Genomic DNA, 23,867 nt, shown 5'->3' on the forward strand with positions numbered 1-23,867 from the left:
GAGGCTTAAGATGGTTAATATAGCATTGTTGGGATATGGAGTAGTTGGAAGCGGAGTAGTTGAACTTGTTGAAAGATATAACGATAGACTTGGTAGAAAAGAGATAAATATAGTTTCTATTTTGGTAAGAAATAAATCAAAGCATAGAGATGAACTGTATTCAGATTTAATTACTGAGGATATTAATGAATTACTTAACAAAGGTTTTGATATATTGGTAGAAGTAATGGGAGGCTTACATCCTACTTATGAATATGTTGAGTCTGCCATCAAGGCAAACAAAAATATAATAACAGCAAATAAGGATTTAATAGCTGAATTGGGGGAACCATTATTTTTATTAGCAAAGGAACATGGAGTTACACTAAGATTTGAAGCTAGTGTAGCTGGTGGGATTCCTATAATTAAGCCATTAACAGAATCTCTTCGCTCAGGAAATAATATTGAAAGTATAAAAGCTATTCTAAATGGAACAACTAATTTTATATTAACCAAGATGGATAAAGAGGGGCTTGAATATAAAGAAGCATTAAAAATAGCACAAGAATTGGGGTTTGCTGAAGCTAATCCAGAAGCAGATGTATTGGGGTATGATGCGGCTAGAAAACTTGCTATATTATCAAGTATCGCCTATGACCAAAAGGTATACTGGAAGGATATAATCACCGAAGGAATTACTAATATAGATAGCAAAGATTTTAAATATGCCAATTCAATTAACTGCAAAATAAAGCTGGTAGCTCAAAGCAAAAGAAATAAAGACAGTATATATGCAGCAGTCAAGCCAGTATTAATAAGCAATGAAGATAAGTTAGCCAATGTTGATAATGAATTTAATTCAGTTACAGTTACAGGGGATGCAGTAGGAGAATTGATTTTTACAGGTAAAGGTGCTGGAAAATTACCAACCGCATCAGCAGTATTTGGAGATTTAATTGATTTGATTGAGAACAGAACTTATACTGTAGATTGTTTTAAAGGAAATATATCAGAATTAGATAACAGCATTTCACAGTCATGTGAAGCTATGATAAGAATAAGCACACTTGAATCTGAAACAGCAATAAATGAAGCTAAGCAGCATTTTGAAAATGTAAAGTGTGTAGATATAGCAGAGGATGAAGTTATTATATTAGCAGGGGCTGATTCTGAAAATGAATTAGAAAATAGAGTTAAACAAATAAGTAATCTTGCTTTTGTTTCTGGTGTAAAAACAATGATGGTAATATAAGCTGTCTGAGTTCTCAGATAAGAAGAGGAATCTGTGTAATTTAACAGGTAATTAAGTTATTAGACAAGTTATTAGATTATAATATTTAAAACCCTGTAGTGAACTAAAATTAATTCACTACAGGGTTTTTGCTTAAATATTATTTTTCTTTATCTTCAACTTCTTTAACGATTCTATTAACTAAATCTACTAATGGAAGTGAACCTTCTTCTCCATTTTTTCTGCTTCTTACAGAAACTTCTTTGTTAGCAGCTTCTTTTTCTCCAACTACTAATATATAAGGAGTTCTTTCAAGTCTAGCTTCTCTGATTTTATAACCAATCTTTTCAGCTCTATAATCAGTCTCAACTCTTAGACCTTTGTTTCTTAATGCTTTAGTAACTTCTTCAGCATAATCATTGTACTTATCTGAAATTGGAAGTACCTTAGCTTGAACTGGAGCCATCCAAGTTGGTAGAGCACCAGCATATTTTTCTATAAGCATTGCTAAAGTTCTTTCGTAGCAGCCTATTGAAGACCTGTGAATTATATATGGACGTTTCTTTTCGCCATCTTTATCAACATAAGACATATCAAATCTTTCTGCAAGAGCGAAGTCTATTTGAATAGTGAAAAGAGTGTCTTCCTTTCCATGAACATTTCTAAATTGAACGTCAAGTTTTGGACCATAGAAGGCAGCTTCATCTTCTGCTTCAATGAAATCTATATTTAAATGATTTAATATTTGTCTCATTAAGTTTTGAGTGCTTTCCCAAGCTTCAGGATCATTGATATATTTTTCTGTATTGTTAGGATCCCATTTTGAGAATCTATAAGATATATCATTTTCAATTCCTAAAGTAGTCATTACATATTTAACTAGGTCTACAACACCTTTAAATTCTTCTTCAAGCTGATCAGGTCTAACAATTAGGTGACCATCAGCTAAAGTAAACTGTCTAACTCTTATAAGACCATGCATTTCACCAGATGCTTCTTTTCTGAATAGAGTAGAAGTTTCAGCATATCTTAGTGGTAGGTCTCTATAGCTGTGTTGTTCACTGTTGTAAATTGAATATTGGAATGGGCAAGTCATAGGTCTTAAAGCTAAAACTTCAGCATCATGTTCTTCATCACCTAAAACAAACATTCCATCTTTATAGTGATCCCAGTGACCAGAAATTTTGTAAAGGTCGCTCTTTGCCATTAAAGGAGTCTTTGTTAATAGGTAGCCTCTCTTTTCTTCTTCATCTTCTATCCATCTTTGAAGAACTTGAACTATCTTTGCACCCTTAGGCATTAGTAGAGGAAGACCTTGACCAACATTTTCATCAGTAGTGAAGAATTTTAATTCTCTACCTAATTTGTTGTGATCTCTCTTTTTAGCTTCTTCTAAAGCTTCAAGGAATTCATCTAAATCGCTCTTCTTAGGGAAAGCAGTACCATAAATTCTTGCAAGCATCTTATTGTTTTCATTTCCCTTCCAATAAGCACCTGTTGATCTTGTTAATTTTATTGCTTTAAGAGGTTTTAATGACATAATATGTGGACCAGCACATAAGTCAACAAGACCACCAATTTCGTAGAAAGAAATAACTGCATCCTCAGGTAAATCATTAATTAATTCAACCTTGTAAGGTTCATTTTTGTCTTCCATTAATTTTAAAGCTTCAGCTCTTGGAAGTTCAAATCTTTTGATTTCTTCATTAGCTTTAATTATTTCTCTCATTTCAGCTTCAATTTTTTCTAAGTCTGTAGCAGAGAAAGATCCATCAATATCAAAGTCATAATAGAATCCATTAACGACTGCAGGCCCGATTGCTAGCTTAGCATTTGGATATAACTTCTTTACTGCAGCAGATAATACATGAGAAACTGTATGTCTGAAAGCATCTTTACCTTCTTGTGAATCAAAAGTGCAGATGTTTAGGTTACAATCACTATTTACAATGTGACGTAAATCAACCACTTCTCCATTTACGGTTCCACATAAAGCCACCCTTGCTAATCCTTCACTTATATTTTTGGCGATTTCTAACACAGAAAGTCCAGCTTCAAATTCTTTTACTGAACCGTCTTTTAAAGTAATTTTTATCATAATAATTCTCCTTTCATATTTGTATGTATATTAATTTTTAGAATACAAGATTAAAAAACAAAAACTCCCGTCCCTTTCTAAAATATATAGAAAGGGACGAGAGTATAAATCTCGCGGTTCCACCCTAATTGCTAACCTAGTTATAGATTAACCACTTAATAAATCGTAACGTGATTTCACGGACTTTATTAGAGTCACTCAGAGGTGGTCTTCAATTAAAAATCATTTAAAATACTCACACCAATGTATTTCTCTCTGAAAATGATTAGATAATCTACTGTCCTCGTCATTGTTTTAATATAAGTCTCATTATAGTTATCATGTTTAAATATGTCAACTATTAAATTACATCCAAAAAAATTATATTACTCTCCAAACAGTTGTAGAAATTGGAATTTCATCTATGGTAACGAATTCAGTGTTAAGATACTCAATTCCAAGTTCTTTTTGATGAATGCTTAAAAAGCCAGATAAACCAATGTTGTTAGTACTATGTTGAGGAGAGTACCTAGTTCCAGTCATTTTTTCAATAATCTTAATGGTTGATATTTGGCAATATTCCTTATTTAAAGATTTTATTGCTTTTTTGGCTTCTTTCAATAATAGATCATCCAAGTTTAACATTATAAGTAATAGACCCCCTCGTTATTAAATAAGTATAGGTAAAAAATACTTCCTTATACAAAGTAATATTCAAGTAATGTTAAAAAAATTACAAAATAATAATCAAAATTTTTCTTGATTTTGTAGAAAACAATGATATAATGAATAATGTAATGCAGGTGTGGCGGAATTGGCAGACGCACTAGACTTAGGATCTAGCGTTTTACGACGTGGGGGTTCGACTCCCTTCACCTGCACCAATTATGCGGAAGTGACTCAATGGTAGAGTGTCACCTTGCCAAGGTGAAAGTTGCGGGTTCGAGTCCCGTCTTTCGCTCCAAAGAAAGTAGTGTTGATTAGCACTACTTTTTTTATTTTTTTGAGATTTTATACAATAAAAATATGCATATTGCAAACAAAAAGATTATTGTGCAAAAAAATGGTTATTAAGCCTTTAATTTCATTATTCTTGTTGCAATGTAAACGTTATTAATATATAATTATAGTAAGATATATATTATTGAAATTAGTATTTAATAACTCAATACTAGTGGAACTAATAAATTTTTTAATAGTCTTTTCTGTAACGTACAAATTTAATTTCAATATACTAAATATTATGGAATTGAGGTGTAAGGTAATGATAGCAAAGTACAATTCATTCAATTACTGGCAAAAAGTAATAGAAAAGAATAGAACTTACAAAGGAAGAATCTTTTTAGGAGAACCTATCACCAACAAAACAGTATATTTTCATTCAATAGTTTTTAATAGAAAAACAGGTATAGAAAGCGTATGGGCACCAATACCGAATTTAAAAATGTTACTAGGTTATATCCAATATTGTTTTTTGCCAATGGCTTATGAGAGATGGATAGAAGGAAAAGGTGGAAAAATAACTGATGGCTCAGTAAAAACTGTAGAGGACGTTATTCAAGTTGCAATGAAAGATAGTGATAAATTTAGGGATGAAATAATTGAAATGAAGAGACAAGTACAAAGGTTGCAGAACTGTTGGCAGCTTGGCAGTGTAAATTTGGCTAAGGAGTTAAATCGCTTTGCAAGAGATTTTAATAAATCTTGGAGAGGAAATAGTGAGAGATTTTTATATTTAAAAGTATTGTTTAATAGTGATGAACTATTTGATTTTATAACCTATAGCAATAGTGTTACAGGTAGTGAGGAAACTTTAGTGGATAAAATAGGGGTTACTGAGAGTGAATTAAGAGATATTTGTAAAAATGCTGGAACGGATCTAAGCAAGGGAGAAAAGTTAAAGAAGATTTTAGCAGTAAATTTAGTTGACATATTATAATAAATATTAGTTCTTAGAATTAAATGGACAAGTTTAATTCTAAGAATTTTTATTTTTTAGAAATCATAATAGAAATAAATTCCCAGATAGCTTTTAAAGTGGAATAAGAACTTAGTTTGAGAAAGCAGAGTATTTATATAAATTAATTGTATATTTTCAGTAGAAGCTATGGCTTAAGATGTCAAAATAGAGAAAAAAATATTGACAAGTGATATTAAGGTAAGTATAATTAAGTTCGTAACAAATAAGCGTCTTTAGCTCAGCTGGATAGAGCAACGCCCTTCTAAGGCGTGGGCCAGGAGTTCGAATCTCTTAAGACGCACCATATATTGGGATATCGCCAAGCGGTAAGGCAATGGACTTTGACTCCATCATTCGTAGGTTCAAATCCTGCTATCCCAGCCAGTAGATACAGAATTGATTCTGTATCTATTTTCCATAATAAAATTATATTAAAAATGATGGGATATCGCCAAGCGGTAAGGCACTGGACTCTGACTCCAGCACTCGTAGGTTCGAATCCTACTATCCCAGCCAAATTTTAATATGTATTTGGTCATGCGGATTGATTTTTTTATCTTATTAAAAGAGTAGAGTAAGTAAAGAAGTTGTATCCAAAATATAAAATGCTTGACAAAATGGACAAGAGTTACTATAATAATACTTGTGTTAAGCGGGTGTAGCTCAATGGTAGAGCCCTAGCCTTCCAAGCTAGTTACGTGAGTTCGATTCTCATCACCCGCTCCAAATTATGCACCATTAGCTCAGTTGGTAGAGCACCTGACTCTTAATCAGGGTGTCTTGGGTTCGAGTCCCTGATGGTGCACCAAAATAATAGCCTGTAAGAATTTCTTACAGGCTATTTCATTTCTATTTTATTTTTTCTAAAAGACATACACATTGTGAAGATATTCCTTCACCGCTTCCAGTGAAGCCTAACCCTTCTTCTGTAGTAGCTTTTACGCTAACATCATCCACTGAAATATTAAGTAGTTTAGCAATATTCTCTCGCATAGAATCTATATAAGGAGCCATTTTAGGTTTTTGAGCAATAATTATTGAATCTAAGTTAGAAACCTTATAGCCTTTATTTAAAATTAAATCATAGACTTTTTGTAAAAGAAGCTCACTAGAAATATCTTTAAAGTTGTTATCTGTATCAGGAAAATGCTTTCCTAAGTCTCCTAAAGCTAATGCACCTAATAGTGCATCCATTATAGCATGAAGTAAAACATCTGCATCAGAATGTCCAAGCAGTCCTTTTTCATATGGAATTTTAACGCCACCAAGAATTAAAGGTCTATCATTGACTAATCTATGCACATCATATCCTAATCCAATTCTCATTAAATCACCTCGTTATTATTAATCTTTACATATTGTAACATATAAATTAATAATTGAACACATTTACAAAAGGCGATGTTAACGTTAACAAAAAGTTGAAAGCAATATTAAACGATGTTATTTTTGTTATAGAATTCAATTATATTTGATTTAGATGAATTACGGTTGAAAAATCTTTTTACCTTATTTATGATCAATCTAAATAAGTTCCTTGAAATAGGATTTTTAGTAACCTTGTTTTTAGAATTAAAATTAACATATATAACTTTACTTTTCATAAAAACACCTCTTAATGATTTATATTATTATTATATCATGAAACCTAGTATTTGACTAATAATATTTATAATATTCTGAAAATTTTTTTGCCCTTGAAGCAAATGTTCTCATATGCATTAAAAAGGCAGATGTATAAGAAGATTTATAGTTGTGTATATTTTTTTAGTTCACATAAAAATGACTATGTTGTAAAATATAATTAGTAAGAAAATTTTTATAGGGGTATGGTAGAATTATGAAACAAAAATTATTACGTTATCTAGGAATTTTATTTATACTAATTGGCATTACAGTTATCGGTGTAGTGGGCTATAGGAAATATACTACATATAAAGGTCAGCAGCAGCTAAAGGATAAGTTTCAGCAGATATTGAAACAAAAGGAGCCAGATAAGCCAGCAGAAAATAACAGCAAGAAAGAAGACAATAGCATTGTTAGCAATATTACTCCTATTGCCTTAATGAAGATACCTAAAATAAATGTAGAGGTAGCTGTGGCAGAAGGAACGGGAGATGAAGTACTTAGGTATGCATTGGGGCATTTTAAAAAGACTGCTATGCCAGGTGAAAATGGTAACTTTGCTGTGGCAGGACACAGAAATTTTACCTATGCGGAGTATTTTAAAGATTTGGACAAGCTCAATAAAGGTGATGAAATTATAGTACAAACTAAAGAAGCACAATTCACGTATATAGTTAACGATAGTTTTATAGTAAACCCAGATAAAGTAGAAATCTTAGATTCAACAAAAGAAAAAACAATTACTTTAGTAACATGTACAATTGGTGCAAAGCAGAGGTTGGTTATTAAAGGTATATTAAAGAAATAGGGGAAGAAAAGATGAGCGAGATATTTAATAGAAGTAAATATAAGTTTAGTCAAAGAAGAAGTATAAGAGTTGTAGAAAATGAGATTGATGTAAAAAAGAAAAAGGAAGCTATATCTTTCTTTTATAAGGAACTTAGACTGTATAAAGTTCATTTAGCAGATCTATGCAGTAATATCCCATCAGATGATGTAAGAAATGTTATATTTAATATAGCCTATTTTATAGTAGAAAATGAAGAATTGATGGAGGCTTTTTTTAGAAAAAGAGATTTGCCGTATAGAGGAATAGTAAAAGAAACTTTTGAATCTAAAAGTTTTTTGGAAAAGTGGAGTGACTATATTAAATTTTACGTTGTAATGCTATCAAGACCGGATTACAAAATTATTAAAGACTATCTTCAAATATCTGCTATTGAGAGTGTTGAAGATACTGAGATAGCTTTAATTAAGGATGAGAAGAAGATGGCAACAGGGCTTGTTTTAGCAAAAAATAATAGATATACAATAATACTGACCGCAAATGGAAAAGTTCAAAAATTAAAGTTACCTGATTCTAATATTGGATATGAGGTTACAGGTATCAAAGCAAAAGGATTTAAATTTTATAGTAAGTTTATTATTCCTGCAGCTGGCATTCTTACAATTGCAATAATAGCTTGGATAGCTATAAGTAGTTCTGTAACTACTACAGTAGTTGTTAGCTGTACATCAGATATTAAAATAGATATAAACAGATTTTCAAAGGTTATAAATTTAACATCTGAAACTAAGAGGGGCAAGAGATTAATTGCAGATATTGATTATGAATCTCAACCTGTGGATTCCTTATTAAATATTCTAGCATTGGATATAATAAAAGAAGAAATGGTACCACAAAGTCCTAACAAGTTACTTATAGTAGTAAGTGGGAAACCCCTAGAGGAGAAAGACTTTATATTAATGAAGGAAACACTTAATGATAAAAACATACAAGTCAATGTAAATAATGCTGGAACTGAAGTAGAGTTTAAGAGTGATAAAAAAGGAAAGGATAGTAATTAATGCATGACAATTCTATAATAACTCATGAAGAAAGAAAAGATGAGGTAAGGTTAAATAAATTTATTAGTGAATCTGGATACACTTCTAGGAGAGAAGCAGATAAGTTAATAGAACAAGGCAAGGTAAAAGTAAATGGCGAAGTTGCTATTATGGGAGTTAAAGTTAAAAAAGGTGATAGGGTAGAAGTTCAGGGCAAGCTTATATCACAAGAAGAGAAACTAGTCTATATAGCATTAAATAAGCCAGTAGGAATTACTTGCACAACAGAACATAAGATTAAAGGAAATATAGTTGACTTCGTAAATCACGAAAAAAGAATTTTTCCAATAGGAAGGTTAGATAAAGATTCACAAGGATTAATTTTTTTGACTAATGATGGTGATATAGTAAATAAAATTTTGAGAGCAGGAAATAACCATGATAAGGAATATGTTGTAACAGTAGATAAGCCTATAACAGATAGTTTTATTGATGGAATGGCAAATGGTGTGCCCATTTTAGGCTGTGTTACTAAGCAGTGTACAGTCAAAAAAGAAGGTAAGAAAGTGTTTAGAATAATTCTTACTCAAGGCTTAAACAGACAAATTAGACGTATGTGTGAATTCTTTGGGTATAAGGTAGTAAAACTTGAGAGAGTTAGAATAATGAATATAAAGCTAGGTAATTTACCTATAGGTAAGTGGAGAAATATAACGGAGAATGAGCTTAGAGAACTTGATAAACTTATAAAATCATCTAAAAAGACAGAGGAAGCATCAAAAATTTAGTATGCTTCCTCTATTTATATGGTTTAATTTTTAGGGCTTTTAGTTAGTTTATTTATAAATTGTTGCAGAGAATAATCATTGCTAATATATAGTCGATCTATATTATAGCTATTATCAGATTTATCTGCCATTTTCCCGTTAAGGTTAAAGCCTAGTTTATAACCAGCTTCTTTGGCTGCTTCTCTAGTAGAAGGGTTGCTATTACCAAAAGGATAAGCAATATAATCTACAGATTTATTAATAATAGCTTCTAGGTTCTTCTTAGAAGTTTTCATAGTTGAAATTTGTGCTTCTTTACTCAATTTAGATAAATCGCGATGTATGTCAGTGTGGCTTTGAATTTCTATTCCGTTATCTGATAATTCCTTTAATTCTTTTTTGCTTAAGTATAAATCATTGTCGGCAAAATCAGATATCATAAATATGGTAGCTTTAAAGTTAAAATCTTTTAAAATAGGATAGGCATAGGTATAGTTTCCTTTATATCCATCATCAAAAGTAATAACTACTGATTTTGTTGGAATTTCTTTATTTTCTTTTAAGAAACCATAAAGTTCTTCTAGAGTAATGGGAATATAATTATTGTCTTTTAAATACTGCATTTGAGCTTTAAATTTTTCTGGATCTAATAAAAGAGCATTACTTTGTTTTGGGTTCACATCATGATAACAAAGCACTGGAATATTGATATCTCCTCTAGTTAGTGGGATTTCATTGAAATTTAGTACCTGCTCTTTAACGTTATTTTTTACCTTTGCATCAGCAGTTTTAATATTTGAAGTAATAGATCCATTAGAAATAGGATTATGTATATATTTGGTTTTTAATAATATAAAAATACTGAAAGCAGCGATTAAAATTATAGTAGCTGCCAGATTGAGAATGACTTTTTTCTTATTCATTAATTATCAACTCCAATATCAAGTAGATTTTATATAGACAAATTACTTGCTTGTTCTAGAAAATGAAGCATAATAATTGAAATATATGTTTCTAGAAATATATTATTGCCATAATTTCTAAAAAAATTTCATATGAATCCTTGAAATAAGAAAATCTCTTTTTAAATTAAATTTCTAATAAGAATCTAATTTGAAAAGAGATTTTTGAAAAAAGTCATATTAAGTTAAATTGCTTATTGAGTGATATGTCCAGAAGAATACTGATTAAATACATTAATTTTTAGGACTTTTAGTTACCTTTTGCATAAAGGATTCTAATGTGTCAGCCTTTGTTATGAATAATCTATCCAAATTTAAGAGATTATCTTTTTTATCAGCAAGTTTATTTGCCAGATTAAAAGCCATTAGATATCCAGAATCTTTAGCTGCCTTTTTTGTTGATTCTGAACACTTACCTTGAGGATAGGCTAGATATTTTACTTCTTTTCCAGTAATATCTTGAATGCTCTTTTTTGAATTTGCTAAACTTGTGTTTTGTGTACTAACGCTTAAGCTAGAAAGAATTTGATCTTTTGCAGAATTACTTTCAATGTCAATAGAGTTATTGACCATGTCCTTAAGTTCATTGTTTTTTAGATAGTCTTTAGAATTAATGGAATCAGAAGAAACAAATACTGTAGCTTTGAAATTTAATTCTTTTAATATTGGATAAGCATATCTATATATGCTTGAGTATCCATTATCTATAGTTATTACAATAGACTTTTTAGGTATTTTTTTTGATGCGCTAAGATATTGGTACAAATCATCCAAAGTTATAGTTGTGTAACCATTATCCTTTATATAATTCATTTGAGCTTTAAAGTTTTCAGGGGTAACGTTATTTGAGTTAATAGCAGTATAAACAAGAACAGGAATGCCAATATCATCAGTCGTTAAATCATCCTCATTAGCAGGTGATTCCTTCTGTTGAGATGCAGTTTTGTTTTGCTTATTTTGTATTTGTTCTGCCTTTTTTGCTATTTCAGCTAATAGGTTATTTTTCCCTAAGAAAACAACATAACTGGTAGTACAGAATAACATAATACAAAGAAGAACTAGAATAATATTTTGTTTTTTAAAATTCATTTGTTTACTCCTTACATTGAATTTCTTTAAAGAAAGTATCTATAGCTTCTTCATAGAGCTTTTTGTTAACTTCTATAGAATTAGCATGTTCAGCCTTATCTACTAGAAGTAATTGTCTATATCCGTGAAGCTTTTTTTCATACATATCTACACTCATGTGCCAAGGAACGAAATAATCTTCTTTTCCATGAATAAATAAGATTGGAAGTTCTGTTTTTTCAACAACTTTAATTGGTGATACTTTAGAAAAATCAAATTTAGCTTTATAAAGAGCTCTTATTCTTGATAACTTCAGCACTAAAAGTAGAAAAGCATGAAGATATTTTGGAAAGTCATGCTTGATCTCAAATTTTATCAATGTAATCATATCACTATATCCACAGTCAGCAATTATAAACTTGACATATTTATTTAAAGCAGGGTATTGAAGAACAGTACCAGCTCCCATTGACTCACCGTGCATTCCAAGATAAATTTGTTTTCCAAATCTATTTATTAAATATTCTACCCAACAATCTAAATCATATTTTTCGTAATAACCATAAGTAGAATATTTTCCTTCACTTTTACCATGACGCCTTTGACTTATAATGAGAATGTTAAATCCCCTATTATAAAAAGACTCAATATATTTTAATGAACCTACATAACCGATAGAAACTCCATGAATAAGTATAATAAATTTATCTGTTTTTTGCGAATTTTTTACTAATACACCATGAAGATTCAAAGAATCCTTAGATGTAATAAATATATCTTCTTTATCTAAAGATTTTAGTAAATTCATATTAAGTATTTTCTTATTGGCTAATTTTTTTAGAGATTCTTCTTCATTATGTAGTTTACGACTAGTAACTAAGCTTAAAAGATAATTGCTTGTAAAATATAAACTCAACATAAATATTATAAAAACAATGAAAATAATATAAAAAAGCATGTACAATCCCCCTAAAAATAGAATCAATATAATAATAACAAAAAACGGGTAATAATAACAGTTAATAAAGTTTAAATAAAATTAAATACAAAAATTGGATGTTATCAACATAATCCACAGGTGCCTGTGGATAACTTGTTGAATAGTATGTTAATAAAGAAAAAAATCCAAAATTATGAAGTTCACTAGCATATTTAGACTTGCTATTTATTTTAAGATGCTTAAGTAATATATTCTAGTATAGTAAAATGATATTTATTTATTCAACGTTTTAAGCAAATGGCTAAAAAATAGATGTAGAAAAGTAATAGTGGCATATATAATAAAAAATTTAGCTTAGGATAATAATAACTGTGGATAAGGTATATTAAAAAATAATTTGGAGGTTTAAGTTATGAAAAAAATTACGAGATTTTCCATATTTGTTTTGATTATAATGATTATTTTTCAAAATAGAATGGTTCAAAGCTGTTATGCTATTGAAAATTCAGTACCTGAGATTGAAATGAGTGAGAACAGTGTTGGTGAGAATATCAAGATAAACATAAAATATCCGCAATTTGGTGGTAAGGATAAAAAGCTTGAAGATTTAAACAATAGAATAAAGCAAGAAATAGATACGTGGAAAAGAGATATGATGGAGTTAGATAAACAATATATTGAACAAGCAAAGAAAAATAATTTTCCAATAAGAGAATTTGAGTTATTTGGTACATATAAAATTACATATAATAACAATGATTTTATAAGCACTTTTTTAGATAAATATCAATATACAGGAGGGGCTCATGGTATAAGCTCAAAGTCTATGTATAACTTTGATATAAAAAAGCAGAAGTATATAAAGTTAAATGAACTATTTAAGAAAAATTATGATTTTAAAAGAGTAATAAACACTAAAATTAGAACGGATATACTCAAGGAGAAGGATATATATTTTGATGCAGGAAAACAATTTAAAGGAATAAAAGATAATCAAAGCTACTACATAACTAAAGATGGTATAGTGATTCATTTTGGATTATATGAAATTGCACCATATTCCTCAGGATATAGAGAATTTTTAATACCATTTTCATTGATTAAAGATGGTTTAATATATAATTTTTAGTGTAAGGAAAGTCATTTATTGACTTTCCTTATTAATTTTAGAGAGAGATTAGAAAAATAAGTTTTATAGAGATGTTTATAATTTGGGCATAAAAATATAAATATTTAATAATAAAAAAATATATATGTATCAATATAAATATATACATATTTAGTGGAAAGACGATATTTACGAAAGAAAAAATTTAGTATAAAATAAGGTTAACAGCATGTCTAGGTATTCGAAAATAAACTAGTATATAAACCTATGTATTTTCAGATGCCTTAATCCATTTACATGTTAAAGAACTACATTTATTCGAGTAGTTAAAATATGATTATGGAGTGAATGTATAAATGAACGAAGTAGAAAAAATTATTAAGGACCCAACTTTAACTTACGAGCAAAGATTAGTTTCTTTAGCTCATGCAGCAGAAGATTCTCTAAATGTATTGAACATTAGTGCTGAAGCTCAAAAACTAAGAGATGAAGGAATAATATGTGATTTGTTTGAAGGTCATGCACCTTACAGACCAAGATACATTATTCCTGATTATGAAAAATTCATGAAAGACGGATGTGAATTCTTAGGCTTAGAGCCAGCAACAGACATTTGGGATGCAGTGAATAATTTATTGATACTTTACAAACACGTTCCATCAATAACAACTATGCCTGTATATCTTGGAAACATTGATTACTTACTTGATCCATATATAGAGGATGAAGAAGAGGCATATAAGGCAATTAAACTATTCTTAAAGCATATTGATAGAACAATTACTGATTCATTCTGCCATGCCGATATAGGACCAAGAGATTCTAAGGCGGGAAGAATAATATTAAGAGCAGAAAGAGAGCTTGAAACTGCTATACCAAATATAACATTAAAGTATAGCAAAGAAACTGAAAGAGAATTTGCAATAGAATCAGTTAAGACAGCATTAGTTACAGCAAAGCCTAGTTTTGCAAATGATGAGATGTTCAGAGCTGATTTTAAAGGAGAGTATGCTATAGCAAGCTGCTATAACGGCCTAAGCATAGGGGGAGGTAGCTTTACCCTTGTAAGAATGAATTTAGCTAAACTTGCAGCAAAAGCTAGTTCAGTAGAAGATTTTAAAAATGTTCAATTACCACATGCCATAAAAGAGATGTTGGGTTATATGGACGAAAGAATAAGATACTTGGTTGAAGAAAGCGGATTCTTTGAAACTTCTTTCTTGGTTAAGGAAGGATTTATTCACAGAGATAAATTCACAGGTATGTTTGGAATGTTTGGTTTAGCTGAATGTGTTAATGGTTTATTAAATGCTACAAAGCAAGAAGATAGATTTGGACATTCAGATAAGGCTGATAACCTAGGTGTTGAAATCATAGAGATTATGGATAAGATGGTTAAAGAGCACAAAAATAAGTACTGTACAAATGAGCAGTTCCTTTTACATGCTCAAGTAGGTATAGAAAGTGATAATGGAACAAGTCCAGGATGTAGAATTCCATTAGGTGAAGAACCAGAATTGTGGAAACAATTAAGACATTGTGGATTATTCCATAAGTATTTCGTATCAGGAATTGGAGACATATTCCCATTTGAAAAGAATTCTACAAATAATCCTGAATACATCCTTGATATCATTAATGGAGCCTTTAAGCAAGGTGTTAGATATTTCTCACTTTATTCATCAGATAGTGATGTTATAAGAATCACTGGATATCTTGTAAAAAGAAGTGATATGGAGAAGTTAGACAGGGGTGAAGCAGTTACTCAAGATACAGTAGTTCTAGGTTTAAGAACATGTAAAGCATCTAAAGTATTAGAGAGAAAAGTAAGATAGTCTATGAAAGAAGCTATAGTAAATAAGATTATTCCATTTAGTTCTGTAGATGGGCCCGGTAATAGAACTGCTATATTTCTTCAAGGATGCAACTTTAATTGTATATATTGCCACAATCCAGAAACCATAAAGAGTTGTGTGGGTTGTGGACAATGTGTGGAAGCATGCCCAGTTAAGGCATTGACCTTATCAGAAGGTAATGTAATTTGGAACAAAGAGATTTGTGTGAATTGTGATACCTGTGTTAAGACTTGTAAAAAGCTGAGTACACCAAAGACTCAAAAAATGAATGTACAGCAGGTAATTGCGGAAATAGAAAAGTATGAACCATTTATTTCGGGGATTACAACCTCTGGAGGAGAATGTACTCTTCAAGAAGAATTTTTGATTGAACTTTTCAGGGAAGCAAAGAAGAAAGGTCTAACTTGCTTTATTGATTCTAATGGATCTAATTTATTCAGTGAAATGCAAGAATTACTTAGTTTAACAGACAAAGTTATGTTAGATGTTAAGGCTTGGGACAGTGAAGAACACAAAAAGTATATTGGAGCAGACAATAAAAATGTTTTGGACAATCTAGACTATCTTTTAAAAGAGGATAAGATGTATGAGGTCAGAACAGTAGTTGTTCCAGACATATTAGATAATGAAGAGACAATACAAAAGGTAAGCAAAAAAATAGCTGAATTAAATCCAAAGGTTAGATATAAACTTATAAAATTTCGTCCATTAGGAGTAAGAGAAGATATTAAAAATTGTCCGTCTCCATCAGTAGAGTATATGGAAGCATTGAAGGATATCTGTATTTCTAATGGATGTGAAAATGTGGTGATAGTGTAGAATGTTAAAACTTTAGTAACAATATAACCATTGAGATTAAAGTTGAAAGTGATATAATAACAATATAGCTTAAAAGTAAATTATACTTAGGAGTTGATGTTATATGTTAACACATAGTTTATTAATAGGCGGATTCGTATTAGAAGTCGTAGCTGTAACAGTATGGTTTTACAGAAAATTCAGAGTTCTTAATTCATTAAGAGTTAAGAGAGTAAGAGTTAATAGAAGATAATGTGTGAAGATGCACAATAATAGTTTATAGTAAATAATAAGAACTAGGTAGAGGGTAACCTTCTCCTAGTTCTTATTATTTGCAAAATATTATTCCTTATGCATAGACATTTGATCTTTATGGGAACCAGTAGTTGTGGAAATGGTTCTGCCAATGCCTTGAATTTTTCCGGAAATACAACCTCTGCAATGAGCAGGAGTATCACTTATACATATCTTTCCTGGATAAAGTGCATATAATTTTCTATATTCACCTTCTGTAACATTAGGCATAACAACATTTGCACCACTTTGTAAGGCCATAACTCTACCATTTTTATTTAAACTTTCCATAGCAGTTGTAGCTGGAATGTTAAGAGTAGGCATAAGTAATCTTGTTATTGCCATTACCTTTAAGGCAAGGGTAAAGTGTCCTTCTACACTAGCATCCTTAAGAGGGGTATCCTCATTTGGAATAAATGGGCCAATACCAACCATATCCGCATCAATTTCTTTGAAGAATAGTATGTCATCAGCAAGAGATTCAACAGTTTGTCCAGGAAGACCAACAAGAGAACCACTTCCAACTTCATATCCTATTTCTTTTAAATTTCTTAAGCATTGTTTTCTATTTTCATGACTCATGCCAGGATCAAGCTCTTCATATAAAGCTGTATCAGTAGTTTCTATTCTTATTAAATATCTATCTGCTCCAGCTTCTTTTAATGCCTTGTATTCCTCATAGCTTCTTTCGCCAATACTTAGTATAAGTGCTACATCAAGAGCCTTAATCTTTTTTATTATGCTAGTAAGTCTTTCAACAGTAAAATAATCATCTTCACCACCTTGAAGAACAATACTTCTATAGCCATACTCAACAGCTTTTGTGGCAAAATCAATGATTTCCTCTTCAGATAATCTATAACGTTTTAGATTGTCATTATCCCTTCTTAAGCCGCAATAAAGACAATTTCTTTTGCAAATATTAGTGAATTCTATAAGTCCTCTTAAATGAACGGCATTACCTATATATTTTTCACGAACCTCATCAGCAGCCTTAAGCAAATCTTCATTTATACTTTCATCTTGAAGTAAGGCTATAATTTCTTCTTTGGTTAATGAATGAGTTTCTTTTGCTTTTATAATTAAATTTTTCATCTGGCCTCCTATAAATATAAGACAATATTTTAGATTATTATACATTTTTTATGATTAGTAAAAATATTATAGTAAGTATGATAAAATTATTATACAGATAAATAAAGAAATTATCTATAGATGATTGGAGGAAAGTGAATGCAAAACATAATTAGATTACAACCTGTATTTAAAGAAAAAATATGGGGTGGTAAAAAATTAAAAGAGATATATGGATATGATATACCATCAGATAAGACAGGGGAATGCTGGGCAATCTCAGCTCATAAAGAAGGAGATTGTAACATATTAAATGATGAATTTAAAGGAGAAACTTTATCTTCATTATATAGAGAACATAGAGAACTGTTTGGAAACATTCAAGATAAGGAATTTCCACTACTAGCAAAGATTTTAGATGCATCTGATAATCTTTCAATTCAAGTGCATCCAAATGATGAATTTGCAAGAACGGTTGAAAATCAAGAATTTGGCAAGACAGAAGCATGGTATGTGCTTGATTGCAATGAAGACACTGTATTAGAAATTGGGCACACAGCAAAAACTAAGGAAGAGTTAGTTAATAGAATTAATAATGGAGAATGGGATAAGTTCCTTAATTATAGAAACATACAGAAAGGTGATTATTTCTTCATTCCATCAGGAACAGTTCACGCTATCTGTGAAAATACATTAATATATGAAATACAACAATCATCTGATACAACTTATAGATTGTATGACTATGATAGAGTAGATGATAATGGAAACAAGAGAGAGCTTCACATTGATAGATCAATTGAGGTAATCGAGGTTCCACAAGAAAATACACCTGTTGTACCTAAAGAAGAAGCAGGAGAAGGTTATAAGAAGACTACTTTTGTTGAAAGCAAATACTTTACTTCCTTTAGATACAGTATTGATGGAAAAGCTGAAATTAACGAAAAGGCGCCATTTATATTATGTACTGTAGTAGAGGGAAACGGAAAAATTGGTGATGAAGTTATAAAGAAAGGTGACAACTTTATTATACCAAGTGGCTATAAGCAATTAATGTTTACTGGAAAAGTTGAAATATTAATGGCTACTATATAAGGCATCTTCAAAAAATAAATAAGTCCATCTGCTAGTCTATTTGGGCTTGTTATTTATTTTCAGATTCCTAAAAGAATATAGAAGAAATAAAAATGGAGCTATTGCATGAAATAATTAGTGCAATAGCTCTATTTTTATTCGGATAATTGTTAAGGATTTCATTTGTTAAAGGCTGAAGTTATTAATTTTTCGATGTATTCATATATAAATGGAGGCATTTGAACTATGAGGAATATACGAAAAAAAGAATTAAAAGCAAGCATGGACTAATTTACAGGATAATACATAATAATGGTATTATATACATAAAATGCGGAAAGTACTTTATCATATGAGTGAAATTTGGTAATATGGTAAGAAGAGGGTATTGTATGCAACAGCTATTTATTTTAAGTTAATATAAGTAAATCAGTTACCCCTAATATTAGCAAAATAAAAGAAAATATAGAGAAAATATTGAAGAATATTGAAGGGTATTGAAGGGTATTGAAGATTCCAAAGTAAAATGGTATAAGTTTTCATTAAATTAAAAGAATAGTCTGATAAAAGGGGGAGTTTGAATATGCAGCAATATTATCCAGATCCAAAGCTAAAGAGAATATTGGAAAGAACACAATATAAGAAGCATCCTAAGTGGGCTAAGAGAAAATGGGTAAGAAGAATATTAGCAATGATTGTACCTATAAGTGGGATAATAATATATTTTTATAATATAAATACTCCTAAACCGATATACGTACAGGATGAATTGTTTATTAAAGTAACAAATATTTCTATACCACTATGTATGGCAATATTTTTTTCAATACCATATATAGCATACCGTAAGATTTTAGAGGGAAGCTGCGTGACTGATAGTCGTGATAGAGACAATGATACCTTAGTTATTACAGATGAGGAGTTAAAATATATATATCACCCAAGTTATAAGAGTAATATGGTGTTATTTACTGAATTTCAAATCAGATTCGAAGATATTACTAAGATTATATATAATACGTATAACAACAGAGTGGATGTTTATGGCAAACAAAAGGAGATATACTATAGAGATTTTACTACAGGAGAAATAGCAAGGGTTGCAGATATAGATGATCCAAATGAAACGATACGACTATATTTATATTTTGAGGAAAATGAAGAAATTTTAAAAACATTGCAAGAGAGAAGTACAGCAGAGATGAAAATAATAGATTATCCAACAGAGTAAATAGTTATGAATAAGTATAGAGACTTTAAGTTTCTAGTGTGGAAAGAAGAGAAATTTAAATATGAAACAATATTATCCAAATCCAAAGTTAAAGAGAATATTGGAAAGAACACAATATAAGAAGCATCCTAAGTGGCTTAAGAGAAAATGGGTAAGAAGAATGTTAGCTATGATTGTACCTATAAGTGGGATAATCATATATTTTTATAATATAAATACCCCTAAACCTGCATACATACAAGATGAATTGTTTATTAAAGTAACAAATATTTCTATACCACTATGTATGGCAATATTTTTTTCAATACCATATGTAGCATACCGTAAGATTTTAGAGGGAAGCTGCGTGAGTGAAAGTCGTGATAGGCAAAATGATATCTTAGTTATTACAGATGAGGATTTAAAATATATATATCACCCAAGTGATAGAAGTGATGTATATATTTTTGAACAATTAGAAATGCGATATGAAGATATAACGGAAATTATATATAGCACATATAATCAACGCGTTGATATTTATGGGAGAAGGAAGGAACTATGGTATCCGGATTATAGAAATGGAAAGTATACAAGAAATAAAAATGTTAATAAACCAGGAACAAGAATAAGATTGTATTTATATTTTGAAGGAAATGAAGAAATTTTAAAAACACTGCAAGAGAGAAGTACAGCAGAGATGAAAATAATAGATTATCCAACAGAGTAAATAGTTATGAATAAGTATAGAGGCTTTAAGTTTCTAGTGTAGAAAGAAGAGAGATTTAAATATGAAGCAATATTATCCAAATCCAAAGTTAAAGAGAATATTGGAAAGAACACAATATAAGAAGCATCCTAAGTGGTCTAAGAGAAAATGGGTAAGAAGAATATTAGCAATGATTGTACCTATAAGTGGGATAATCATATATTTTTATAATATAAATACTCCTAAACCGATATACGTACAGGATGAATTGTTTATTAAAGTAACAAATATCTCTATACCAGTATGTATGGCAATATTTTTTTCAATACCATATATAGGATATCGTAAGTTTTTAGAGAGAAGTTGTGCGACTGATAGTCGTGATAGAGAAAATGATACCTTAGTTATTTCAGATGAAGATTTAAGATATATATATCACCCAAGCTATGATAGTGATATAAGGCTATTTACTGAATTTGAAATCAGGTTTGAGGATATTACAAAGATTGTATATAATACGTATAATGAACGGGTGGATATTTATGGAAAGCAAAAAGAGATATATTATAAAGACTTTACTACAGGAGAAATAGCAAGGATTGCAGATGTAGATGATCCAAATGAAACGATACGACTATATTTATATTTTGAGGAAAATGAAGAAATTTTAAAAACCTTGCAAGAGAGAAGTACAGCGGAGACGAAGATAATAGATTATCCGACAGAGTAAATAGTTAAGAATAAGTATAGAGACTTTAAGTTTCTAGTGTGGAAAGAAGAGAAATTTAAATATGAAACAATATTATCCAAATCCAAAGTTAAAGAAAATATGTGAAAGAACACAATATAAGAAGCATCCTAAGTGGCCTAAGAGAAAATGGGTAAGAAGAATATTGTTTATAATTGGGCCAATAGTAGGAGTGATGTTTTATCTAAATATAAGTAAGCAGAAACCTTTAATAGAGTTAGATGAAGACTATGTGAATACTATGGATGTCATTACGGGATTTGGAATGGGTATTTTGGCATTAATACCATACATGGTCTATTGGAAGGTGCTGGAGGGAAGCTGCGTGACTGATAGTCGCGATAGAGAAAATGATACCTTAGTTATCACAGATGAGGAGATAAAATATATATATCACCCAAGTTATAAGAGTAATAGGGTGTTATTTACCGAATTTCAAATTAAATTTGAAGATATTACCAAGATTATATATAACACGTATAATAACAGAGTGGATATTTACGGAAAACAAAAGGAGATATACTATAGAGATTTTACTACAGGAGAAATAGCAAGGGTTGCAGATATAGATGATGCAAATGAAACGATACGACTATATTTATATTTTGAGGAAAATGAAGAAATTTTAAAAATCTTACAAGAGAGAAGTACAGCGGAGACGAAGATAATAGATTATCCAGCAGAGTAAATAGTTATGAATAAGTATAGAGGCTTTAAGTTTCTAGTGTAGAAAGAAGAGAGATTTAAATATGAAGCAATATTATCCAAATCCAAAGTTAAAGAGAATATTGGAAAGAACACAATATAAGAAGCATCCTAAGTGGTCTAAGAGAAAATGGGTAAGAAGAATATTAGCAATGATTGGTCCAATAGCTACAATAATATTTTACTTTTACTTTAGTAAAAATTCAAAGCTACAATATGATGGTGAGGATCTTTTCTCAATGAATGTTATGATGGCAGTAGGAATGGGGATTTTTGCACTAATTCCATATATAGGATACAGAAAGGCTCTGGAAGGAAGCTGCGTTACCGATAGTCGTGATAGAGACAATGATACCTTAGTTATTACAGATGAGGAGCTAAAATATATATATCACCCAAGTTATAAGAGTAATATAGTGTTATTTACTGAATTCCAAATCAGATTTAAAGATATTACCAAGATTATATATAACACGTATAACAACAGGGTAGATATTTATGGAAAGCAAAAAGAGATATATTATAAAGACTTTACTACAGGAGAAATAGCAAGGATTGCAGATGTAGATGATCCAAATGAAACGATACGACTATATTTATATTTTGAGGAAAATGAAGAAATTTTAAAAACCTTGCAAGAGAGAAGTACAGCGGAGACGAAGATAATAGATTATCCGACAGAGTAAATAGTTAAGAATAAGTATAGAGACTTTAAGTTTTTAGTGTGGAAAGAAGAGAGATTTAAATATGAAGCAATATTATCCAAATCCAAAGTTAAAGAAAATATGTGAAAGAGCACAATATAAGAAGCATCCTAAGTGGCTTAAGAGAAAATGGGTAAGGACAATATTAGCTATGATTGGTCCAATAGCTACAATAATATTTTACTTTTACTTTAGTAAAAATTCAAAGCTACAATATGATGGTGAGAATCTTTTCTCAATGAATGTTATGATGGCAGTAGGAATGGGAATTTTTGCACTAATTCCATATATAGGATACAGAAAGATTCTGGAAGGAAGTTGTGTGGGTGAAAGTCGTGATAGGCAAAATGATACCTTAGTTATTACAGATGAAGACTTAAAATATATATATCACCCAAGTGACAGGAGTGATGTATATAGCTTTGAGCAATTAGAAATGCGATATGAAGATATAACGGAAATTATATATAACACATATAATCAACAAGTTGATATTTATGGGAGAAGGAAGGAACTATGGTATCCGGATTATAGAAATGGAAAGTATACAAGAAATAAAAATGTTAATAAACCAGGAACAAGAATAAGATTGTATTTATATTTTGAAGGAAATGAAGAAATTTTAAAAACCTTGCAAGAGAGAAGTACAGCGGAGACGAAGATAATAGATTATCCAGCAGAGTGAAGGAGGACATATGAATATAGAAATATCAGAAGCAATTGCATTAAATCAAAAAGACAGTATGTTAATGGCGTTAGTATAAATAGAAGAAGGAGACCATTAAAAATATTTATACCTTTGTTTTTGGTATAATCTTAGCTCTAATAAATATATACAGATTCTTTATATGGTAATATAGTGGCTCATTGTCTCTTTAACTTATTTAGTTTAGTGTTAGTTCCACTTTTCTTATCACAACTAATATTGTGGTATATTTAGTTATAGCATTAGTATTAGGTGCTTTAGGTATTTATAAAATAGTTAGTTTAAAAAGATAAGGTCTATCTCATCTGCTTCACAATCTGATTTAAAAAATAAGTTTTTCACTTTAATTACAGGTACTAGTGGATTCAAACATGTTGAAGGCGTTGCATTAAGACACAAGGTTGCTAATAAACAATTTGATGCTACTTCAGACCAAAATGATTC

24 protein-coding genes, 7 tRNA genes and 1 other annotated feature are annotated in these 23,867 nt (G+C 30.1%); of the genes, 23 read left to right on the forward strand and 8 right to left on the reverse strand.

Annotation, left to right across the window (positions count from 1 at the left end; all coding sequences use genetic code 11):
* Positions 1–10: 10 nt before the first annotated feature.
* Positions 11–1,231 carry a homoserine dehydrogenase gene (locus OCU47_RS00080; RefSeq protein WP_261826594.1) on the forward strand — a complete coding sequence of 407 codons (1,221 nt, stop codon included), beginning with the start codon at positions 11–13 and terminating at the stop codon, positions 1,229–1,231.
* 139 nt (positions 1,232–1,370) lie between these two features.
* On the opposite strand, the gene thrS is transcribed toward OCU47_RS00080, so the two are convergent.
* Together thrS and OCU47_RS00090 are read right to left on the reverse strand one after the other, a co-directional pair.
* Complete coding sequence (gene thrS / locus OCU47_RS00085) at positions 1,371–3,308, reverse strand: threonine--tRNA ligase (RefSeq protein ID WP_261826595.1); 1,938 nt, start codon at positions 3,306–3,308, stop codon at positions 1,371–1,373.
* Between the two features lie 89 nt (positions 3,309–3,397).
* Positions 3,398–3,607: a binding site (T-box leader), on the reverse strand.
* Positions 3,608–3,668: 61 nt separating this feature from the next.
* The gene (locus OCU47_RS00090; protein ID WP_261826596.1) at positions 3,669–3,932 is read right to left on the reverse strand and encodes a hypothetical protein; all 264 of its coding nucleotides are present in this window, start codon (positions 3,930–3,932) and stop codon (positions 3,669–3,671) included.
* A 154-nt stretch (positions 3,933–4,086) separates the two neighbouring features.
* Between OCU47_RS00090 and OCU47_RS00095 the strand changes: the two genes are divergently transcribed.
* The 8 genes from OCU47_RS00095 (at position 4,087) to OCU47_RS00130 (ending at position 6,055) form a co-directional block, all read left to right on the forward strand.
* Positions 4,087–4,171: transfer RNA gene (locus tag OCU47_RS00095), tRNA-Leu, on the forward strand.
* A gap of 5 nt (positions 4,172–4,176) precedes the next feature.
* A tRNA-Gly gene (locus OCU47_RS00100) sits at positions 4,177–4,251 on the forward strand.
* 300 nt (positions 4,252–4,551) lie between these two features.
* Complete coding sequence (locus OCU47_RS00105; protein WP_261826597.1) at positions 4,552–5,226, forward strand: coiled-coil domain-containing protein; 675 nt, start codon at positions 4,552–4,554, stop codon at positions 5,224–5,226.
* Between the two features lie 248 nt (positions 5,227–5,474).
* Positions 5,475–5,551: transfer RNA gene (locus OCU47_RS00110), tRNA-Arg, on the forward strand.
* Positions 5,552–5,556: 5 nt separating this feature from the next.
* A tRNA-Gln gene (locus OCU47_RS00115) sits at positions 5,557–5,631 on the forward strand.
* Positions 5,632–5,688: 57 nt separating this feature from the next.
* Positions 5,689–5,763 (forward strand) — tRNA-Gln (locus tag OCU47_RS00120).
* Positions 5,764–5,899: 136 nt separating this feature from the next.
* A tRNA-Gly gene (locus OCU47_RS00125) sits at positions 5,900–5,973 on the forward strand.
* Between the two features lie 6 nt (positions 5,974–5,979).
* A tRNA-Lys gene (locus OCU47_RS00130) sits at positions 5,980–6,055 on the forward strand.
* Between the two features lie 41 nt (positions 6,056–6,096).
* On the opposite strand, the gene ispF is transcribed toward OCU47_RS00130, so the two are convergent.
* Together ispF and OCU47_RS00140 are read right to left on the reverse strand one after the other, a co-directional pair.
* Positions 6,097–6,573 (reverse strand): 2-C-methyl-D-erythritol 2,4-cyclodiphosphate synthase, encoded by a 477-nt coding sequence (ispF, locus tag OCU47_RS00135; protein ID WP_261826598.1) that lies wholly within the window; start codon positions 6,571–6,573, stop codon positions 6,097–6,099.
* Positions 6,574–6,680: 107 nt separating this feature from the next.
* Positions 6,681–6,851, reverse strand: coding sequence for a hypothetical protein (locus OCU47_RS00140; RefSeq protein ID WP_261826599.1), 171 nt, complete (start codon positions 6,849–6,851; stop codon positions 6,681–6,683).
* Positions 6,852–7,087: 236 nt separating this feature from the next.
* Here OCU47_RS00140 and OCU47_RS00145 point away from each other — a divergent pair, with 236 nt between their 5' ends.
* From OCU47_RS00145 to rluF, 3 genes are read left to right on the forward strand one after another with little or no spacing between them, the layout of a single operon-like run.
* Positions 7,088–7,681: a class D sortase gene (locus tag OCU47_RS00145; protein WP_261826600.1), complete on the forward strand. Its 594-nt coding sequence runs from the start codon at positions 7,088–7,090 to the stop codon at positions 7,679–7,681.
* Positions 7,682–7,692: 11 nt separating this feature from the next.
* A complete protein-coding gene (locus OCU47_RS00150) occupies positions 7,693–8,721 on the forward strand; it encodes an anti-sigma-I factor RsgI family protein (RefSeq protein WP_261826601.1) in 1,029 nt (342 codons plus the stop codon).
* On the forward strand, positions 8,721–9,488 hold the full coding sequence (rluF, locus tag OCU47_RS00155) for a 23S rRNA pseudouridine(2604) synthase RluF (RefSeq protein WP_261826602.1): 768 nt from the start codon (positions 8,721–8,723) through the stop codon (positions 9,486–9,488). Before OCU47_RS00150 ends, rluF begins: the two co-directional genes overlap by 1 nt.
* 23 nt (positions 9,489–9,511) lie before the next feature.
* Here rluF and OCU47_RS00160 read toward each other — a convergent pair whose 3' ends face one another.
* The 3 genes from OCU47_RS00160 to OCU47_RS00170 all read right to left on the reverse strand — a co-directional run bounded on the left by OCU47_RS00160 (position 9,512) and on the right by OCU47_RS00170 (position 12,455).
* Positions 9,512–10,390, reverse strand: coding sequence for a polysaccharide deacetylase family protein (locus OCU47_RS00160; RefSeq protein WP_261826603.1), 879 nt, complete (start codon positions 10,388–10,390; stop codon positions 9,512–9,514).
* A 273-nt stretch (positions 10,391–10,663) separates the two neighbouring features.
* Complete coding sequence (locus OCU47_RS00165) at positions 10,664–11,518, reverse strand: polysaccharide deacetylase family protein (protein ID WP_261826604.1); 855 nt, start codon at positions 11,516–11,518, stop codon at positions 10,664–10,666.
* A 4-nt stretch (positions 11,519–11,522) separates the two neighbouring features.
* On the reverse strand, positions 11,523–12,455 hold the full coding sequence (locus tag OCU47_RS00170) for an alpha/beta hydrolase (RefSeq protein ID WP_261826605.1): 933 nt from the start codon (positions 12,453–12,455) through the stop codon (positions 11,523–11,525).
* A gap of 394 nt (positions 12,456–12,849) precedes the next feature.
* Between OCU47_RS00170 and OCU47_RS00175 the strand changes: the two genes are divergently transcribed.
* The 4 genes from OCU47_RS00175 to OCU47_RS00190 all read left to right on the forward strand — a co-directional run bounded on the left by OCU47_RS00175 (position 12,850) and on the right by OCU47_RS00190 (position 16,452).
* Entirely contained in the window at positions 12,850–13,566 is a 717-nt protein-coding gene (locus OCU47_RS00175; RefSeq protein ID WP_261826606.1) for a DUF3298 and DUF4163 domain-containing protein, read from the forward strand.
* A 335-nt stretch (positions 13,567–13,901) separates the two neighbouring features.
* Positions 13,902–15,380: a YjjI family glycine radical enzyme gene (locus OCU47_RS00180; protein ID WP_261826607.1), complete on the forward strand. Its 1,479-nt coding sequence runs from the start codon at positions 13,902–13,904 to the stop codon at positions 15,378–15,380.
* 3 nt (positions 15,381–15,383) lie between these two features.
* Positions 15,384–16,220 (forward strand): YjjW family glycine radical enzyme activase, encoded by an 837-nt coding sequence (locus tag OCU47_RS00185; protein WP_261826608.1) that lies wholly within the window; start codon positions 15,384–15,386, stop codon positions 16,218–16,220.
* 103 nt (positions 16,221–16,323) lie between these two features.
* The gene (locus OCU47_RS00190) at positions 16,324–16,452 is read left to right on the forward strand and encodes a hypothetical protein (protein ID WP_261826609.1); all 129 of its coding nucleotides are present in this window, start codon (positions 16,324–16,326) and stop codon (positions 16,450–16,452) included.
* A gap of 89 nt (positions 16,453–16,541) precedes the next feature.
* On the opposite strand, the gene hydE is transcribed toward OCU47_RS00190, so the two are convergent.
* Positions 16,542–17,588, reverse strand: a complete 1,047-nt coding sequence (gene hydE, locus OCU47_RS00195; protein ID WP_261826610.1) for a [FeFe] hydrogenase H-cluster radical SAM maturase HydE — start codon at positions 17,586–17,588, stop codon at positions 16,542–16,544.
* 138 nt (positions 17,589–17,726) lie between these two features.
* Between hydE and manA the strand changes: the two genes are divergently transcribed.
* The 7 genes from manA to OCU47_RS00230 all read left to right on the forward strand — a co-directional run bounded on the left by manA (position 17,727) and on the right by OCU47_RS00230 (position 23,402).
* Positions 17,727–18,662: a mannose-6-phosphate isomerase, class I gene (gene manA / locus OCU47_RS00200; protein WP_261826611.1), complete on the forward strand. Its 936-nt coding sequence runs from the start codon at positions 17,727–17,729 to the stop codon at positions 18,660–18,662.
* 562 nt (positions 18,663–19,224) lie between these two features.
* The gene (locus OCU47_RS00205) at positions 19,225–19,872 is read left to right on the forward strand and encodes a hypothetical protein (protein WP_261826612.1); all 648 of its coding nucleotides are present in this window, start codon (positions 19,225–19,227) and stop codon (positions 19,870–19,872) included.
* 61 nt (positions 19,873–19,933) lie between these two features.
* Positions 19,934–20,581: a hypothetical protein gene (locus OCU47_RS00210; protein WP_261826613.1), complete on the forward strand. Its 648-nt coding sequence runs from the start codon at positions 19,934–19,936 to the stop codon at positions 20,579–20,581.
* A 61-nt stretch (positions 20,582–20,642) separates the two neighbouring features.
* Positions 20,643–21,290, forward strand: coding sequence for a hypothetical protein (locus tag OCU47_RS00215; protein ID WP_261826614.1), 648 nt, complete (start codon positions 20,643–20,645; stop codon positions 21,288–21,290).
* A gap of 61 nt (positions 21,291–21,351) precedes the next feature.
* The gene (locus OCU47_RS00220) at positions 21,352–21,996 is read left to right on the forward strand and encodes a hypothetical protein (RefSeq protein WP_261826615.1); all 645 of its coding nucleotides are present in this window, start codon (positions 21,352–21,354) and stop codon (positions 21,994–21,996) included.
* A gap of 61 nt (positions 21,997–22,057) precedes the next feature.
* Positions 22,058–22,699, forward strand: coding sequence for a hypothetical protein (locus OCU47_RS00225; RefSeq protein WP_261826616.1), 642 nt, complete (start codon positions 22,058–22,060; stop codon positions 22,697–22,699).
* A gap of 61 nt (positions 22,700–22,760) precedes the next feature.
* Positions 22,761–23,402, forward strand: a complete 642-nt coding sequence (locus tag OCU47_RS00230; protein ID WP_261826617.1) for a hypothetical protein — start codon at positions 22,761–22,763, stop codon at positions 23,400–23,402.
* The last annotated feature ends 465 nt before the right edge of the window (positions 23,403–23,867 follow it).

Source organism: Clostridium sp. TW13, from assembly GCF_024345225.1.
In the GTDB taxonomy this organism is placed as follows: domain Bacteria; phylum Bacillota; class Clostridia; order Clostridiales; family Clostridiaceae; genus Inconstantimicrobium; species Inconstantimicrobium mannanitabidum.

Coding starts and splice junctions, on each gene's coding strand:
- OCU47_RS00080 (WP_261826594.1), top strand. CDS start 11: ATGGTTAATATAGCATTGTTGGGATATGGAGTAGTTGGAAGCGGAGTA.
- OCU47_RS00180 (WP_261826607.1), top strand. CDS start 13,902: ATGAACGAAGTAGAAAAAATTATTAAGGACCCAACTTTAACTTACGAG.
- manA (WP_261826611.1), top strand. CDS start 17,727: ATGCAAAACATAATTAGATTACAACCTGTATTTAAAGAAAAAATATGG.
- OCU47_RS00220 (WP_261826615.1), top strand. CDS start 21,352: ATGAAACAATATTATCCAAATCCAAAGTTAAAGAAAATATGTGAAAGA.
- OCU47_RS00170 (WP_261826605.1), bottom strand. CDS start 12,455: ATGCTTTTTTATATTATTTTCATTGTTTTTATAATATTTATGTTGAGT.
- OCU47_RS00215 (WP_261826614.1), top strand. CDS start 20,643: ATGAAGCAATATTATCCAAATCCAAAGTTAAAGAGAATATTGGAAAGA.
- OCU47_RS00185 (WP_261826608.1), top strand. CDS start 15,384: ATGAAAGAAGCTATAGTAAATAAGATTATTCCATTTAGTTCTGTAGAT.
- OCU47_RS00230 (WP_261826617.1), top strand. CDS start 22,761: ATGAAGCAATATTATCCAAATCCAAAGTTAAAGAAAATATGTGAAAGA.
- OCU47_RS00165 (WP_261826604.1), bottom strand. CDS start 11,518: ATGAATTTTAAAAAACAAAATATTATTCTAGTTCTTCTTTGTATTATG.
- rluF (WP_261826602.1), top strand. CDS start 8,721: ATGCATGACAATTCTATAATAACTCATGAAGAAAGAAAAGATGAGGTA.
- OCU47_RS00140 (WP_261826599.1), bottom strand. CDS start 6,851: ATGAAAAGTAAAGTTATATATGTTAATTTTAATTCTAAAAACAAGGTT.
- OCU47_RS00150 (WP_261826601.1), top strand. CDS start 7,693: ATGAGCGAGATATTTAATAGAAGTAAATATAAGTTTAGTCAAAGAAGA.
- OCU47_RS00225 (WP_261826616.1), top strand. CDS start 22,058: ATGAAGCAATATTATCCAAATCCAAAGTTAAAGAGAATATTGGAAAGA.
- OCU47_RS00105 (WP_261826597.1), top strand. CDS start 4,552: ATGATAGCAAAGTACAATTCATTCAATTACTGGCAAAAAGTAATAGAA.
- OCU47_RS00160 (WP_261826603.1), bottom strand. CDS start 10,390: ATGAATAAGAAAAAAGTCATTCTCAATCTGGCAGCTACTATAATTTTA.
- OCU47_RS00145 (WP_261826600.1), top strand. CDS start 7,088: ATGAAACAAAAATTATTACGTTATCTAGGAATTTTATTTATACTAATT.
- thrS (WP_261826595.1), bottom strand. CDS start 3,308: ATGATAAAAATTACTTTAAAAGACGGTTCAGTAAAAGAATTTGAAGCT.
- OCU47_RS00205 (WP_261826612.1), top strand. CDS start 19,225: ATGCAGCAATATTATCCAGATCCAAAGCTAAAGAGAATATTGGAAAGA.
- hydE (WP_261826610.1), bottom strand. CDS start 17,588: ATGAAAAATTTAATTATAAAAGCAAAAGAAACTCATTCATTAACCAAA.
- OCU47_RS00210 (WP_261826613.1), top strand. CDS start 19,934: ATGAAACAATATTATCCAAATCCAAAGTTAAAGAGAATATTGGAAAGA.
- OCU47_RS00175 (WP_261826606.1), top strand. CDS start 12,850: ATGAAAAAAATTACGAGATTTTCCATATTTGTTTTGATTATAATGATT.
- OCU47_RS00090 (WP_261826596.1), bottom strand. CDS start 3,932: ATGTTAAACTTGGATGATCTATTATTGAAAGAAGCCAAAAAAGCAATA.
- ispF (WP_261826598.1), bottom strand. CDS start 6,573: ATGAGAATTGGATTAGGATATGATGTGCATAGATTAGTCAATGATAGA.
- OCU47_RS00190 (WP_261826609.1), top strand. CDS start 16,324: ATGTTAACACATAGTTTATTAATAGGCGGATTCGTATTAGAAGTCGTA.